Raw genomic sequence first — 15,923 nt, 5'->3', positions numbered from 1 at the left:
TATTACATATAGAACTTTTATGATAATATATAGAATAAGTTTAATATTACATAAATAGGAAACGTACCATGAAAAAAGTAGAATTTAATGTAGGCGCCAATGCAGTCATACAATTAGGTGAAGATTTATATAAAAATATATATGGTGTGCTTATAGAATATATTACAAATTCATATGATGCAGATGCAACGCAAGTAGATATAGAAATAAAAAGTGATGTTGGTGAAATAATTATAAATGATAATGGTATTGGAATGTCTTACGATGAACTAAGTAATGCATATATGACCGTTGGATTAAATAGAAGAAAAGTTAAAAAAGGAAAAACATCTAGAGGTAGGGCTGTAACAGGAAGAAAAGGATTTGGAAAACTAGCTTGTTTTGGCTTATTTAAAAAGTTTAGAATTGAATCTATACAAAATTCTTTAAAAACAGTATTAAAAATTGATACTGGATATACTAAGGATGGAGATTTTTATTATAATGCTTTAATCGATGACAAGGCAATTCCATCAAAAGAAAGTGATGGAACAACAATATTTTTAATTGATAATAATCAAAATATCCCTGAAGATAAAAAACTTGCTCAATCAATTGCAAAAAGAATAAATATTATGTACGGGAATGAGAAAGATGAAGATAAATTTATTATTAAACTAGGCAATTATACAATTGATAAAAAATTTAGAGATGATGAAGTTATCAACCAAAGTAATAAATTAGAATATATAATCCCAAAAGATATTGATAAGTTTTTAACAGATACTGCAGATATTGAATATATAAAAGAAAATAATATTACAGGAATTATTATTGCCCGAAACAAAACTGTAACTCTTAAGGAAAATAAAGGTGTTGTTTTATTTGCAAGGGGTAAGCTATGCCAAGAGGCTACATATTTAAATACTAATCCATCAAATAGTTATGGTTATGCATATTTATATAGTGAATTAAATGTTGACTTTATAGATGATGAGAATCAAGATAATATTGGAACAGATAGAACTGCTTTAAAATCTACAAAAACCACTGAAAAACTATTTGAAATCATCAATAAGATTTTAAAAACTTATGCAACTTTATATGATAAAGATGAAAAAGAAAAAAAAGAAACAGCAATTGATAAATATAAAAATACTACCGAATATAAAGACACAAAGTTTATTATTGACTCAATATCAAATAAAGAAGTAAGACAACAAATTGATATGCTATTTAATATGAAAATTAAAGATAGTATAAAAGATTCTGCCGTAGATAATTCAAAAGTCAAAGACTTTAAGTATATTGCACAATCAATTACTCCAACATATATTTTAAAATCTGATCAAATTTTTAAAAATGATGCAAAAGATAATATTACAACCTCTTATGATACATTATTACATACAATTAGAACAAAATATAATTATCTAGGTAAAGATGGAGATGATGCTTTTAATAATATATATAGTGAAAAAGAAAATTATGCAAAAATAAATGATTTAGTGAAACAGCAAACTCCTGAAACACAAAAAAATATCAAAAATTCAATAAGAGAACTTGGTAAATCTATTGTTGCTATGAGAAATGCAACGGTACATACAAATGATAGAAAATGTTTTAACAAACAAATATCAAAAGAGAATTCTAAAAGATTTCTTGTTTTAGTTGACTTATTCTTAGAACTTGATAAATTATCTTTTAAAAAATAACTATTATATCTTAAGCAATTGCAAATATGAAAGTCTCACCAACTGCTTTAGATAAGTTAATAGGAACAGCATTGCCGATTTGCCTTGCTATTTGAGTATCTGTTCCATAGAATTGATAATCTGAAGGAAATGTCTGAATTAAAGCTCCTTCTCTTAGAGATAAAGCTCTATCTTGTTCTGGGTGTCCAAATCTACCACTATAATATTGATTAAATTTTGTTGTAATAGTAGAGCTAAATTTATCCCATGCAAGTCTTCCATAGTTATCTAAGAATGATTCTTTTTTCTTATGACAAGCTAATTTTAGTTCTTCACTCCAATCAGTTCTAAGTCCACCATTTAACGGAGTAGCTTTAATTCTTTTTAAATTTAATTCATCAAGCCTTCTAGCTCTGTGTAATTTATCAGCTTTAGATGGTTGGTTATGTTGAATTTTTTCTAAATTATAGATTACATCCTTTAAATAAATAGATTCCTTTGTTTTGATATTATCAAAGGAAAGATTAACTTTTTTTAATTTTGTTGCAATTAAAAATAATCTTTTTCTATTCTGCGCTACACCAAAGTTTTTAGCATTTAATACTTTATATTCATATTTGTAACCATTTGTTTCTAGCATATCAATAAACTTAGAAAAATATGGATTTTCTTCATTTAATCTACTAACATTTTCCATGAGTACAAAGTGTGGCTTTACTCCATTTATAATTCTTCTGAATTCATCTAGCAGAGTTTTTCTATTATCATCTTGTTTTTTTCTTGTATTAATCATGCTGTATGGCTGACAAGGTGCACAACCAGCTAGCATAATATAATCTTCTTTACTAGTATTATTTTTAAATAGTTCTTTTATCTCTTTGGTAGTAACATCTATAATACTCTTATTAATAAATATTGCATCATTATTTTTTTCATAAGTATCTCGGCATGATGATTCAAAATCAATTCCCGCAAAAACATCTATGCCAGCTTGGCTAAGCCCCTTTGTTAAGCCCCCTGCCCCACTAAAAAAATCTATTGCCTTAATTTTTTTCATAATAACCTCTTAATGTTTTTATAAGTTGTATTATTTTAATATGTTTTTACTTAATAAAGGATTAATATTGTTTGAAATTAATACAATAAATAATAAAGGTATAAACAGAGGAAAAACACTAAAGTCAAGTATGCACTTTAATGATTTTGAAAAAAGGCTCTTAAATATAGACATGGATATATCAAAGTTTTCTAGTTACTTTGGTATTGCAAGATCAACCATATATGGGTGGAAGAGAGAAAATAAATTGATAATTCCACTTTATATTGAGAAAATTATTGATTTATTAGAAGTTAAAAACCAGCTAAGAGATGGAATAGAAAAATTACACAAGACAAATTCATATGAAGTAAAAAAACTGTATGAAATAAATACACAGGAACCTATTAAAAAAAGAAAAGTTAAAAAATAAAGGAGACCGTAAAATAAATGTTTTAAATTTAACTTTTCTTTTTTATTTTTAATATTAGTCTTTTATACCAATCATTTAAACTATCTCTATTTTCTCCTTTTGGGTGTTCAAGAAAATTTTTTTCAAAATAAATAGTTCCAAAATTTTTTAACCATCTGCCATTTTCATAAACAAAATTTTTAGCTATTAAGTAAATTAAATTATCATCTATTCTAGAATTATCTTTATCATATATTATTAAACTACTTAGCCCTTTTACTAAACTATCTCTTTGTATTTCAATAATTGTAAAATTTCTTTTTTCAAAAGTAATATTTATAGCTAAATATTTTCTTTTAGTCTCATTATCAACTAATTTAGATTTACGCCATTTTCGTCTTTTATCTTTATCTTCTTCTGGTTTTTGAGGTAAATAATCATCAATTGCAATTCTATAACTAAATTCTTTATTTTCTTGAGCACAAGAAAATAACATATTTTTAAAATCTTCTAAAGTTAGATAATCTTTATCATCTTCATCTTGTTCATTATCTTCACCATTTACATTTGATGAAGCTGTATTTTCATCTCCATTACTTTCAGCATCTTCTGAACTTAAATCTACATCTTTATCTTCTGATTCTTCACTACTTTCAGTAACATCACTATCTGAATCAACTTTTACAACTGTTTTAATGACCTCTTTACCTTCAAGCCCGAGTTTTCTTTCACGTTCTTCTAATTCAACTTCTACATCAACTGGAGATTTATCTATTATTGGTTTTTCTGTAGTAATTCTACCTGACAAGTTGTTTTTATCTGACTTATCCTTATTAATAACACCTACTGGTTCATCTGGTTTATTTTTTCTTTCAATCTTTACAAAAAGCCTCTCAAAGTTATAACTTGTATCTTCTTCTAATATTTTTAAAACCAATAAGGAACCATCTGGTAATACTTTCACTCTTGCATGTATATCAATTACTTCTTTAACTGGAAAATCTACTTTCAATTTCATTTCATTACCAGTTGATCTAATTCCAGATACTTGCTTTTGTTCTCTAATCTTTATTGCACTTGCAGTTAAATTTCTTCTAATTTGATGCCAAGCATTAAAAGAATCTACATTGGTAGCAAATCTATAAATATTTTCTGCATCATTCGTATTTGCATTTTGTGTTAATACTATTTCTTTTGTATCTAAATCAATATCTTCAATATTTTTATATAATCCTTTTAGAACAGAGGATTTCTCTTCTAAAGCTGCTGAAAGTATTTGTCTAGTCATTGAAGGTGATGTAAAGTAAAATCTTCTTGCTACTTCATAATGTGGAATATAAATATTTTTACTAGTAAATTCATCTTTTAAAATATAATACCATTGTCCTTTTATATGAAATTTACAATTAAACTTATTTATTTTATCTGGTACTATGGAATTTTCAATATATTGATTTAGTTGAGGAATTTGGAATAAAAGCTTTTTTTCAATCTCTTTAGCTCTTGCATCAATACGAATATCTGTTCTTGTTCCTGCAAATTTATTAGTTCTTTCTTGATTTTTTATACGTATTCCAATAGGAAAAGCTAGTAATTCTTTTAGATTTATATATACTAAAAAATATTCTGGAATATCACTATCTATACTTTTTAATATTATTGCAATTTTAAAATTTGTTTCTGTTTGATAAATATTACCGTAAGAAAAAACAACAACATCCCTATCTTTTGGGAAGTATGTTAATGTAAAATCATTTAATTCAATATCTTCTTTAGCCAAGTATATACTCCAAAAGCTATTTGCCTAATCCACTGTATCCATATTAGTTTTTCTTTGAACTATTTCCATATCCATAATTATTGTATTTTTTAGTTCCTTTTTCTCCTGTATAAGGATTTGTATTTCCATAAGTGCTAAAATTATCGCTTTTAGTACCATTTGGACTACTCCTATAATAACCTTTTACATATGTTCCATTACTTTTATAGTAACCATTAACATACTGATCAGCAAACAAAGTTATATTTACCAAAAGTAAAATAAATATAATCAAAATTTTCATATTAAATCCTCAGTATTTTTAATTTAATCATCACATTCTAATATACTATTATAATTAAGAGTTACTTAATAAAATATAATTAGTACATAAAGAAAATCTTTTAAATGTTTAATTATTTTAAATTTAAAATAAAATTTATTTAATTTATATTTAGCTATATTATATTCATAATAATTTATTAAAGGTACTCTTTGAAGAAATATATACTACTCTTAATATTATCATTTTCCATATTTGCTCAAGCAAACTCAACTATTGATTCCTTTTCAAAATCAAAAAAACTATTAAAAGAAATATACAAAGATCATCAAATTACATTCTATGCTAATTGTAAATATAGCTATAAAGATAAGAACAATATGATTGATAGACAATCATGTGGTTATACTCCTAGAAATGAATATACTAAATCTGGAAAGTTAAATAAACGAGCAAGAAGAATTGAATGGGAACATGTAATTCCTGCTGAAAACTTTGGAAGACAATTTGCATGTTGGAGAGAAGGTGATTCTCAATGTGTTAAAAGTAATGGTAAAGCCTATAAAGGAAGAAAGTGTTGTTCTAAAGTAAATAAGCAATTTAAACTTATGGAAGCTGATATACATAACCTTGTACCTGCTATTGGCGAATTAAATGCTGATAGATCTAATTTTAGATATGGAATTATTGAAGGTGAAAAAAGAGCCTATGGCAGAGATGTAGATTTTGAAGTAGATTTTAAAGCTAGACGTGCTGAACCTAAAGATGACATTAGAGGGAATATAGCAAGAACTTACTTTTATTTTGAAGGTACTTATGGAATGAAAATATCTAAACAGGAAAAGCAACTATTTAATGCTTGGAATAAGTCAGATCCTGTATCTTCAAGAGAAAGAGAAAAAAATATAAAAGTAAATGCTATTCAAGGTAACTACAATAAATATATTCAATAAAAGTAGGTTTTTGTATCCTAATTATCGTTGACAGATAAGATAAGAGGAAGAGTAATTGAAAACTTAGCACCTACATACTTAGTTCCCTCATATTCAAAACTCTCATTTTCTACTTTAATCTTACCCTTTAAATGTTTAGTAATTATAGTGTGGGTAATATAAAGTCCAAGTCCTGTACCACGTCCTTCATCTTTTGTTGTAAAATAAGGTTCAAAAATTCTTGGTAAAATCTCTTCTGGTATTCCACCTGCATTATCTTTTATTTCAATAATAATAGAGTCTTTTTCAATTTCTTTCACTGAGATTATAAAGACTAATCTATCTCTAGAATCATTAATATTTTTAAAAGCATCTTTTGCATTATTTAAAATATTTATTAGAGCTTGTAAAAGTTGCTTAGGGTCTCCATAAGAATTAATTTTTTCATCTATTTCTTTGATTAAACGTATTGTATTAGAGTCAAAAGATGCAGTTACTAAATCTATACACTTATCAATATACTCCTTAAGACTATACTTCTTATTTATAAAAGTTGGTGTAAAGAATGATCTAAAATCATCAATTGTGTGAGAAAGATATTGTGCATTTTTATTTATAGTATCCATATCATTAATAAAGTTATTTAGATTAATTTCTTCTCCAAGTTCTTTTTTTAATTCATAAGAAGTAGCTATTGTAGAAATCATAGATAATGGTTGTCTCCACTGATGTGCAATATTTCCTATCATTTCTCCCATAGCGGCTAGTTTTGATGACTGTATTAACATTTGCTCTTTTTCTTCAAGCTCTTTTTTTAATTCATATGATGAGATAAGGTTACACAGTTTTTTATCTAAAGCATCAAGACTTATTGGCTTTAAAATAAATCCTTCAACTTGAAGTTCTATCGCTTCTTGAAAATATAAAACATCACTAAATGCAGTAGTAAAAACAATAGAAACATCTTCTGATATTTCTTTTATTTTAGTAGTCATTTCTAAGCCATCCATTGTAGGCATTTTTATATCTGTTATAATTATTTCAGGAGTATATTTTTTAAAAAGTTCTAATCCCTCAAACCCATTGTTAGCAGTATATAAATTATCACAAAAGTTTTCTAAAAATTCAGCTAACTCATTTTGAACATTTATTTCATCTTCAACATATAAAATTGACTTTATTTTCTTCATTCTTTAAACTTCCTTTTTATTATGGACTAATTGATTTCTACCTTGCTCTTTTGCTTTGTATAATAACTCATCAACTTTCTTATAAAGTAAAGTCTCATTTTCAATTAAGCTTGCTTCTTCACATACAAGACCTGCAGATATTGAGAGGTGTTTAGAAATACTACTTTTACTATGTTCTATTTTAAGATTTTGTATTATTTCTATAAATTGATTACAATATTCTATTACATATTCTTTAGAATTTGATTTGAAAAGTATTCCAAACTCTTCTCCTCCCAATCTAAAAATATAATCATCTGCTCTGTGCAAATTATTTTCTATTTCATTTGCAACTTTTATAAGTGCATTATCACCTTCTTGGTGTCCATAAGTGTCATTATACTGCTTAAAATAATCTATATCAAATATTGCAAAACAAACTAATTCTTCATTTCTTTTTGCATTTTGTATATATTTGCCAATTGTTTGATTAAAAAAGTGTCTATTATATACATTGGTTAAAGCATCTTTTATTGCCATTTTCTCAATTTTCTTTAAATTTGTTATATCATGTCTTATTGATGTATAACCAGTTTTCATTCCATCTTCATTAAAAACTGGATAGATTTTCATATAAACCCAATAACTTTGACCTTTTTTATTTTTATTTTTTAATTCGCCTGTCCATATTTGATTTTTTATTATAGCATCCCAAAGTTCTTCATATAGTTCTACTGGAGTATCCATATTTTTAATAATATTATGTTTTTGTCCAATTAATTCTTCTTTAGAATATCCTGATATATTACAAAATGCTTTAGAAGCGTAAGTTATTCTACCTTCTAAATCTGTACTTGAAGTAATAATATTTTCATCTATAATTTCTAAATATTCTTGAATCTTTTTTTGAGAATTAACTTCTTTTGTTATATCTTTGGTAGCAATTAATATTCTATGATTTTCTGGCATTATAGCTAATGACATATCTACAATGATTTTTTTACCATTTTTAGTAATACATTTTTTTTGAAAATGGTCAATATAACCTTTTTCTAAAACTTCTTTTATCACTTCTTGTATTGCACTTTTTTGTTCTAAAATTGTAATATCAAATACATTTTTACTTTTTAGTTCAGTTAAAGAATATCCAATCATTCTTTCATAAGCACTATTTGCATACAAAAAGTTTAAAGATAAATCTAAAACTGCAATACCATCAATTGTAGTTGCCAATATAGTTTCTAATTCGGCTTTTTTCTTCATTTCATATTTTGTTTTTAGGTCTAATTCTTTTCGCATATTTTGTATTTTTATAGTCTTAATCAACATTGATTCAAGCTTATCTAAATCAATTGGTTTTATGATGTATCCATCAGCATGAATTTCAATAGCTTCGTGTAAAAATGATTGGTCATTAAATGCTGTTGTAAATATTATATGTGAGTCTTTATCAAGTTCAAAAATAGCATTAGCCATCTCAAGACCATTCATTTTAGGCATTTTTATGTCAGAGATAATTATATCTGGGCTATATTCTTTAAATAAAGATAATCCTTCAAGTCCATTTTCTGCTAAATACAATGTCTCACAAAAATTCTCTAAAAATTCTGCTAACTCTTCACGTATATTTTTTTCATCTTCTACATATAAAATAGAATTTATTTTTTTAAATTTTTTCATAAACTATATACCAAACTCTATATAAACTTCAAGACCATTATCAATATTTTTTAAAGTTATTTTACCATTCATGTTATCTTCAATAATCATTTTAGACATATACATTCCAATACCTGTTCCTTCACCTTGTTCTTTAGTTGTAAAATAAGGTTCAAAAACCCTCTCTATAATATCTTTAGGTATTCCACCTGCATTATCCCGAAGTATTAATCTATTATTTTCTACAATAATATCTATTTTTGGCTCTTTTGTTTTATTTGAAATAAATGCATCTTTTGAATTATTTATTAAGTTAATCAATACTTGCTGGAACTCTGTTTTAAAACCGTTATATACAAAATCATTTTCATTGTAATTTACTTCAATAAAATGATTTTTTAATTGTGAACCTAATATATTTAATACATCATCAATAGACTCTTTAATATGAAATTCTTTTTTTATTTTATCAATTCTAAAGAAGTTTCTAAAATCATCAATTGTTTTACTCATAAAATCTATAGTTTTCTTATTCTTTTCAACATACTCATTTACATATTTTTCATCAATCTCTTCATTTTTATATTTATATTTTAACTTTTGGATTCTTATAGTTAATTCATTTAAGGGTTGTCGCCATTGATGTGCTATTGCCCCAATCATCTCTCCCATTGATGCTAGTTTACTTTGTTGTATCAGTATTGTTTTTTGTTTTTCAGACTCTTTTTCTACTAAAATCTTGTCTGAAATATCTTGTACTGTAGCCCTACGTTCTATAGGGTTTTTATTATTATCAAATATAACAGAAAGGAAAATATCAATATATCTTATACCTATTTTTTCAGAATTCAATCTAATGCTAATATTATCTTTGTTATTACTTTTACCTTTAAAAACCTCATTTCTTTCAATAAATTCTTTTATTTTATTTTTATCTTTATCATATATCTTTGATATTATTATGTCAGGATCAATTTTTACAGATGAACTTATTTCGAAAATATTATAAAATTCATTTGATACCCAATATTCACCTGTAATCATGTCTTTTTTGATTGTTGCAATCTTTGCCAGTTTTTGAGTATCTTCATATATTCTATTTAGTTCTTTTAATTTTTCAGTTGCTCTTTTTACTTCTTGTTCTATTGCTTTTTTTTGTCTAGTTAAAATACTTTGACGAAATAGCATAAAAAATATTATTATTATGAAAAGCACACCAACTATGTATATAAAGGTATAATCTACTTTTTCAAATTTTGTATTATGAAGCCATTTATTAATTATTTCTTGTTTTTTATTTTCATCTAAATTATCAATTAATTTATTTAAAATAGGTACCAATTCTTTATTTTCTTTATTTACCATTATTTGCACATCAAAATTAAACTTACTAGTTCCAGATATTTTTAAATTAGTAAAACTATTTCTATTAAGTTCATAATTTAAAACAGGTAATATATCAGCAACTGCATAAACTTTCCCATTGGCTAGCAGATTAAGTGCAGTTTGTATATTTTCAACGGGTACAAAATTAATCTTTGGAAAATATTTTTCAAGTAGTTTATGAGCAGAATAGTTTTTTCCAACTGCTACAGTTTTCCCTTCAAGTTTTTTTAAATCTATTAAAAAATCTTCTTTTATATTAGTTGCAATTCCAATAGGAAATGAAACATAAGGTTTACTAAAAGAAGCGTATTTTTCTCTCTCTTTTGTAGAAGAAGTGGCTGTTAATAAAGAAGTGGGATTTTGTTTAAAAAGCTTTAAACTTTCTGAAAAAGTATCTACTGGAAAATATTTTGCTGAAATTCCCGAGCTTTTTGCAATTTCATCCCAAAAATCTACTGCAATACCTTTTAAAATATTATTTTCATTAAATATAAAAGGTAACCAACCTTTTACATTATAGTAAATCGTGAATTTATTTTCTTGAATATATCTATTTTCTATAGATGATAAAATTGAAGAATGCTGATAATTTGTTACATTATTTACTATATTGATTTTATCTTCATAAGTTATTGAATTTAGTGTTTTAGTTAATATAGACTGAAGTGTTTTATTCGAGCTAGCTGCTACTGATTCAGTTTGCAGATCATTTAAAAGATACAGAGGCTTGACGTTATTAAGAAAATGTTTTTTAATCAAATAATTACCATCATTATGAAAAGCAATTAGCACATCTGCTTTATTGTTAATAACCTTCTCAAAAGCTTCAAATGTTGATTTAACTTTTATTAATTTAAATTGTTCATTATATCTTTTTAAATAGTTATCTAAAAATTTTATATTTTCTACATATACAACACGAAGATTATTTAAATCTTCAATTGAATTTATTGTTAATTCTTTTTTTCCAAAAACTCCAAGTAAATGAGTATAAATCGGGTCTGTGATAAGTAGCTTATTATTTTTTGCAGTATTTGGTGCCATTAGTGGAATAAAATCAATTTTGCCATCTTGTGCATCTTTAATTGTTTTATCCCATGTATTTGTTCTGAAATTTATTTTTATGTTTAATTTTGAACTAACAAGACTATATAAATCTGGAATAATTCCATTTACAGTGCCCTCTACCCCATCTTTATTATACAAAGATTCAAAATCTGTAGAGTAACCTGCAGTTAATACAGGATTATTTTTTAAATAATTCTTTTCTTCTTTTGTTAGTATCAACTCTTTTGAGAACAAACTATTATTTATAAATAATAGTACAATCAACAATATAATATTTTTCAAACTTTTTCTCTTATCTTACAATTTAGGTAATAATATAGTATATTCACTTATTAACGCCTAAAGTATGGACATAAAAGTTTAACTTTACAGTGCACAATCAGTAGGATTAGAAGACAAAATATACTTTTAACAAGCCAATTAATTTTTCATTATAAAAAGCTATAAAATATAATACTATAAAATTTTGCATTATTTACTGCATATTTGCATCTTTTATTGAGAATAACAACCTCCACCAAATATAGATGCCTTTGTTGACGTATGGTGGGGAGAACGAAAGACAATACTACCATCAAAGTTTGGCTCTCTTAAGTTTAAGGAGTCTAGTTTTGCTTTTTCAAGTATTTGATCAACTGTTTGTGGAGGCATAATATATTTTAATCTTTTTATTATCATAGATTTTCCACAACCAGGACTTCCCTCAAATATAACATTATGATTGCCACATACTGCTATCAAGGCTGCTCTTTTAGCTATGATTTGCCCTTTTACATCACGAAAGTCTAATTCATACTTTTTATTATAATAATAAATCTTATCATCAATAGTGAGAGTGTCACAAGGCATTTGGGCTTGAGTTACTTTATAAGTATCTTTCTCTTTTGTGTTAAAAAACATAATTGCTTCATTTAGATTTTTTACACTATATACATTTATATTAGGAATCATTGCAATTTTATTTTCTATTGATTTTGGTACTAACACATTTAGATTCTCTATCTTTTTTGCCAAAGATAATACCAAAGGAAAAATTGAACTGTTATCTTTTAGTGTTCCATCAAGGGCAAGTTCAGCAAATATATAAAAACCATCAAACTTTACTTTTGTATCATACATTGCAATTAAAAGTGCAATTGATAAATCAAAGTGGGTACCATTTTTATTTATATCAGAAGGTGAAAGGTTTATAGTGATTTTTTTAGGTGGAAATTTAAACTCATTGGTTAATAAGGCAGATTTAACCCTATCTTTTGACTCTTGAATAGATGAACTTGCTAGTCCAACTATTGAAAAACTTGGCAAACCTTTTGTAAAAGTAGCCTCTACATCCACACATATGGCATCTAAAGATTCTAAAGTAGCACTTTTGATAGTTTTCATATAAAATCCATTTAATAATTAATTTATTTATTATATGTGATTTTTTATTAATTTTATTATAATTTTATAACTTTTCTGAATATTTGTTGAAATTTATCTAAAACAATTCTTTTTATCAATTATATATAGCTTTTAAAAATAAAGAAAATGTATAATTAAATATTGACTTAGTGGAGGTATTTATGCAAGTATCAAGAACAGCTACAAAAGAAGATTTTAATCATCTAAGAATAGATGATATAAAACAACCAATAAGTGAAAGTAGATTTGATGCTCTACTTGAAAAATTGCAAATAAATAATTTATCTGAGGATGAAAAAGATTTTTTTCAATCCATTGTGGAAGATAGAATGGTTACTGAAGAAGAATTTAGTACTTTAACATATGAACAAACAAAAAAAATCAAACAATTTACTTCAAGAAGTGATTTAGAGGGAAATTATATAGCAGATAGTTCTATTGGCTTTGAAAAGCTATCTATGGCTCCACTATTATCTGCACAAAATATAAGTGATGATGAAGAGTACAATGAAGCTATTTTTAATACTTTTAAAAAACTGAATCTTTCACAAGATGATGGAATATCTATGTTAAACGAACTTGGTGGATATATTAATCAAGAAGAAAAAATCATCTTTGAAGACTCATTGACTGATGAACAATATGATTCAGGGATAAGATATAAAACCTATATAGGTTTAGATATGAAGGAGTTAGTTAGTAAACGTTTAGAAGAGCTTAACCAAGGACTTTTAGAAACAAGTGATGAAGATGTAAAAAGTGATTATAAAAATATGATTTATGTTTATAGGGAAATAGAAACCCAATACAATAATATACAAGATAAAAATAGAGTAGAAAATGAAGCACAACTTGAACAATATACTAGAAATACAAAACCAAATCCATTGTATAACGCTGACGTTGTAGAACTTTATAATAATATAACACATGAATATGAAGAAAAAGAGAAAAAAGAGTTTGATGAATTAATGGATAAATTAGATATCAGTAATTTAAACAATAGAGAAAAAGAACTTTTTAGAACTATCTTAGAAGACAAAGAGATTTCAAATATAGAAATGGACAAACTCTCTTATGAAGAGATGAAAAAAATCAATCAGTTTATCTTTAAAAAAGATGAAAAAGGAGAAATTATTGATGATACTCTAATTAGAACAAACAGTAGAATCAATGCATTACTAAGAACTACAGAATTAACAGATGATGAAACTTTTAATCAAGTGTTATTTAATACAGTAAAATCTATGAATGATATATATGAAATAAATAACTTTTTAAATCCTATTTTAAATTTAATATCTGAAAAGTTTACTGCTTTTGATGAAGTAAATAGTATAAACTTCATAACAGAAGATATGAATAAAGTCTTAGATGAGTTAATCAAAACTTTTGATGAGCATTACCAAGAAACAGAATATGACGAGATTAAAGAGCACTACCTAAGTGTAATAAATAAATATCAAGATTTAAAAGAGCAATATAATAAAACAACGATAGATAGTTAAGATAATATTTCAGGAGTATATTTTATAAAAGTCCATATAATAATTATATAGACTTTTATATAGTTTATTTACTTTTTTGAGCTTCCCGAAAAAGTCTCTTCTAATATACTTGGATTAAAATAAATATATATAAATAATATTATCAATATGATTACCCATGAAGAGATGTAAATTATCATAGCCTTTTTAGCTTCCTCTTTTTCATGCCATAATCTTGGTCTAATACCTTTAATAAAAAATATTACTTTACTAGCTAAATTGATACTTGTAATATTAATTAAAAGTAAAACTCCAGCTCCTATAGCTAACTCACTATTCCCAGATCCAATCATAATTCCTAAAACTGCAGCAGGAGGTAAAAGCGCTGCAGATACCATAACTCCAACTAACACACTAGACAGACCTGTTGTAATTGATAAAGAAGCAGCAGCACCTGAAGCTAAAGCAAGAATAAAGGAGTCATAACTAACATCTGTCCTTGATAATAATTCAGGGGCATCAAAACTTTGATTAAAGGCCATTGCAAAAAACATTGGAAGGATTATTGATATAAAAAGTCCAAATAGCACTGTTTTAATTGAAGAATACATTAACTTTGTATCTCCAATTGAAGCTGAAAAACTAAATGCAATATTAGGTCCTAATAATGGAGCAATAACCATTGCTCCTATAATAATTGCTAAATTATTGTGAATAAGTCCAATTGTAGCTACTATTGTAGAAAAAACTAATAAAGAAACATAGTTTGAATTAATATCACTATTTTGTTTCATTTCTTTATATATTGTTTCTTTTGCAGCATTTGCTTCATTTTCTTTTTTTTCTTTTTCTTCTGATTCTTTGGGCAAATAAGCTTCTATAGGAAGAATCATAACTTTTGAGCATATTTGATCTCCCATAATATGAGAAAAACTATCTATGGCTTCTTGTAAATTGTAGTCTGTTACAATCATCCGTGATATTTGCATACCATCTTTATCCACAGGATAAAAACGTAAATCCTTAGCTTTTACATTTTCAGCAATTTTTTTTATAATTTCGTTGCTTGATTCATTTAAAACAATTTCAAGATATTTCATATAATCTCTTTTTTATTTTATTGTATAAAAAAGCTCTTTATTTACTCTTTTGAGCTTTTTTATACTCTTTTTCGAATTTCTTTCTTTTCATTAAAGAAAGCTTTTCTATAAAAAGGTGACCTTCTAGATGGTCCATTTCGTGTTGCCAAGCAACTGCTGGGAAATCTTCTGTTTCCATTTGTAGATGATTTCCATATCTATCTTGATATTCAACAATTATATGTTGAGCTCTTTTTACATCTTCATTAAATCCTGGAACACTTAAACAACCTTCTGTAAAGACTTGAATTCCATCTTTATGTGTAATTTTTGGATTTATTGCTTCTATTAAAGAGTCTTTTTCTTGAATATCATTCTCATCTGGAATTAAGATAATAAGTACATTTAGAGGAATAGATACTTGAATAGCAGCTAAACCTACTCCACTTTGTGCAACCATAGTGTCGTACATATCATCCAAAAGAGTATGAAGTTCTTCATCGAACTTCACTACATCTTTTGATTTTGTTCTAAGCAGTTTGTTTGGATAAGTTATTACTTCTCTTATCATTTATT

13 protein-coding genes are annotated in these 15,923 nt (G+C 25.8%); 4 read left to right on the top strand and 9 right to left on the bottom strand.

What is annotated here, in order from left to right; all coding sequences use genetic code 11:
- The first annotated feature begins 68 nt into the window (after nucleotides 1-68).
- The gene (locus Q0617_RS11545) at nucleotides 69-1,694 is read left to right on the top strand and encodes an ATP-binding protein (RefSeq protein WP_298753454.1); all 1,626 of its coding nucleotides are present in this window, start codon (nucleotides 69-71) and stop codon (nucleotides 1,692-1,694) included.
- Nucleotides 1,695-1,704: 10 nt separating this feature from the next.
- On the opposite strand, the gene Q0617_RS11540 is transcribed toward Q0617_RS11545, so the two are convergent.
- Nucleotides 1,705-2,730 (bottom strand): DNA cytosine methyltransferase, encoded by a 1,026-nt coding sequence (locus Q0617_RS11540; protein WP_298753452.1) that lies wholly within the window; start codon nucleotides 2,728-2,730, stop codon nucleotides 1,705-1,707.
- A gap of 67 nt (nucleotides 2,731-2,797) precedes the next feature.
- Between Q0617_RS11540 and Q0617_RS11535 the strand changes: the two genes are divergently transcribed.
- Nucleotides 2,798-3,142, top strand: a complete 345-nt coding sequence (locus Q0617_RS11535; protein WP_298753451.1) for a hypothetical protein — start codon at nucleotides 2,798-2,800, stop codon at nucleotides 3,140-3,142.
- Nucleotides 3,143-3,170: 28 nt separating this feature from the next.
- Here the strand turns inward: Q0617_RS11535 and Q0617_RS11530 are convergent, their stop codons facing one another.
- Entirely contained in the window at nucleotides 3,171-4,901 is a 1,731-nt protein-coding gene (locus tag Q0617_RS11530; protein ID WP_298753450.1) for a Tn7-like element transposition protein TnsE, read from the bottom strand.
- Nucleotides 4,902-4,944: 43 nt separating this feature from the next.
- Nucleotides 4,945-5,184 carry a hypothetical protein gene (locus tag Q0617_RS11525; RefSeq protein WP_298753449.1) on the bottom strand — a complete coding sequence of 80 codons (240 nt, stop codon included), beginning with the start codon at nucleotides 5,182-5,184 and terminating at the stop codon, nucleotides 4,945-4,947.
- Nucleotides 5,185-5,375: 191 nt separating this feature from the next.
- On the opposite strand from Q0617_RS11525, the gene Q0617_RS11520 reads away from it, so the two are divergent.
- Complete coding sequence (locus Q0617_RS11520) at nucleotides 5,376-6,116, top strand: endonuclease (RefSeq protein WP_298753448.1); 741 nt, start codon at nucleotides 5,376-5,378, stop codon at nucleotides 6,114-6,116.
- A gap of 17 nt (nucleotides 6,117-6,133) precedes the next feature.
- On the opposite strand, the gene Q0617_RS11515 is transcribed toward Q0617_RS11520, so the two are convergent.
- The 4 genes from Q0617_RS11515 to Q0617_RS11500 all read right to left on the bottom strand — a co-directional run bounded on the left by Q0617_RS11515 (nucleotide 6,134) and on the right by Q0617_RS11500 (nucleotide 12,760).
- Nucleotides 6,134-7,285, bottom strand: coding sequence for a response regulator (locus Q0617_RS11515; RefSeq protein ID WP_298753447.1), 1,152 nt, complete (start codon nucleotides 7,283-7,285; stop codon nucleotides 6,134-6,136).
- A gap of 3 nt (nucleotides 7,286-7,288) precedes the next feature.
- Nucleotides 7,289-8,944 carry a diguanylate cyclase gene (locus Q0617_RS11510; protein ID WP_298753446.1) on the bottom strand — a complete coding sequence of 552 codons (1,656 nt, stop codon included), beginning with the start codon at nucleotides 8,942-8,944 and terminating at the stop codon, nucleotides 7,289-7,291.
- A 3-nt stretch (nucleotides 8,945-8,947) separates the two neighbouring features.
- Nucleotides 8,948-11,659: a transporter substrate-binding domain-containing protein gene (locus Q0617_RS11505; protein ID WP_298753445.1), complete on the bottom strand. Its 2,712-nt coding sequence runs from the start codon at nucleotides 11,657-11,659 to the stop codon at nucleotides 8,948-8,950.
- 213 nt (nucleotides 11,660-11,872) lie between these two features.
- On the bottom strand, nucleotides 11,873-12,760 hold the full coding sequence (locus tag Q0617_RS11500; protein ID WP_298753443.1) for a magnesium chelatase domain-containing protein: 888 nt from the start codon (nucleotides 12,758-12,760) through the stop codon (nucleotides 11,873-11,875).
- A 182-nt stretch (nucleotides 12,761-12,942) separates the two neighbouring features.
- Here Q0617_RS11500 and Q0617_RS11495 point away from each other — a divergent pair, with 182 nt between their 5' ends.
- Nucleotides 12,943-14,289 carry a hypothetical protein gene (locus Q0617_RS11495; RefSeq protein WP_298753442.1) on the top strand — a complete coding sequence of 449 codons (1,347 nt, stop codon included), beginning with the start codon at nucleotides 12,943-12,945 and terminating at the stop codon, nucleotides 14,287-14,289.
- 68 nt (nucleotides 14,290-14,357) lie between these two features.
- Here Q0617_RS11495 and Q0617_RS11490 read toward each other — a convergent pair whose 3' ends face one another.
- Entirely contained in the window at nucleotides 14,358-15,368 is a 1,011-nt protein-coding gene (locus Q0617_RS11490; RefSeq protein WP_298753441.1) for a TIGR00341 family protein, read from the bottom strand.
- Nucleotides 15,369-15,405: 37 nt separating this feature from the next.
- Entirely contained in the window at nucleotides 15,406-15,918 is a 513-nt protein-coding gene (def, locus tag Q0617_RS11485) for a peptide deformylase (RefSeq protein WP_298753440.1), read from the bottom strand.
- Nucleotides 15,919-15,923: the final 5 nt, after the last annotated feature.

Source organism: uncultured Arcobacter sp. (genome assembly GCF_937982575.1).
In the GTDB taxonomy this organism is placed as follows: domain Bacteria; phylum Campylobacterota; class Campylobacteria; order Campylobacterales; family Arcobacteraceae; genus Arcobacter.
Note: the sequence above shows the minus strand (reverse complement) of the source record. Positions and strands in the feature narration are given on the sequence as shown.

Excerpts from the sequence above, each read along its gene's own strand:
- Q0617_RS11510 (WP_298753446.1), bottom strand. The coding sequence starts at position 8,944 with ATGAAAAAATTTAAAAAAATAAATTCTATTTTATATGTAGAAGATGAA.
- Q0617_RS11500 (WP_298753443.1), bottom strand. The coding sequence starts at position 12,760 with ATGAAAACTATCAAAAGTGCTACTTTAGAATCTTTAGATGCCATATGT.
- Q0617_RS11490 (WP_298753441.1), bottom strand. The coding sequence starts at position 15,368 with ATGAAATATCTTGAAATTGTTTTAAATGAATCAAGCAACGAAATTATA.
- def (WP_298753440.1), bottom strand. The coding sequence starts at position 15,918 with ATGATAAGAGAAGTAATAACTTATCCAAACAAACTGCTTAGAACAAAA.
- Q0617_RS11515 (WP_298753447.1), bottom strand. The coding sequence starts at position 7,285 with ATGAAGAAAATAAAGTCAATTTTATATGTTGAAGATGAAATAAATGTT.
- Q0617_RS11495 (WP_298753442.1), top strand. The coding sequence starts at position 12,943 with ATGCAAGTATCAAGAACAGCTACAAAAGAAGATTTTAATCATCTAAGA.
- Q0617_RS11545 (WP_298753454.1), top strand. The coding sequence starts at position 69 with ATGAAAAAAGTAGAATTTAATGTAGGCGCCAATGCAGTCATACAATTA.
- Q0617_RS11525 (WP_298753449.1), bottom strand. The coding sequence starts at position 5,184 with ATGAAAATTTTGATTATATTTATTTTACTTTTGGTAAATATAACTTTG.
- Q0617_RS11540 (WP_298753452.1), bottom strand. The coding sequence starts at position 2,730 with ATGAAAAAAATTAAGGCAATAGATTTTTTTAGTGGGGCAGGGGGCTTA.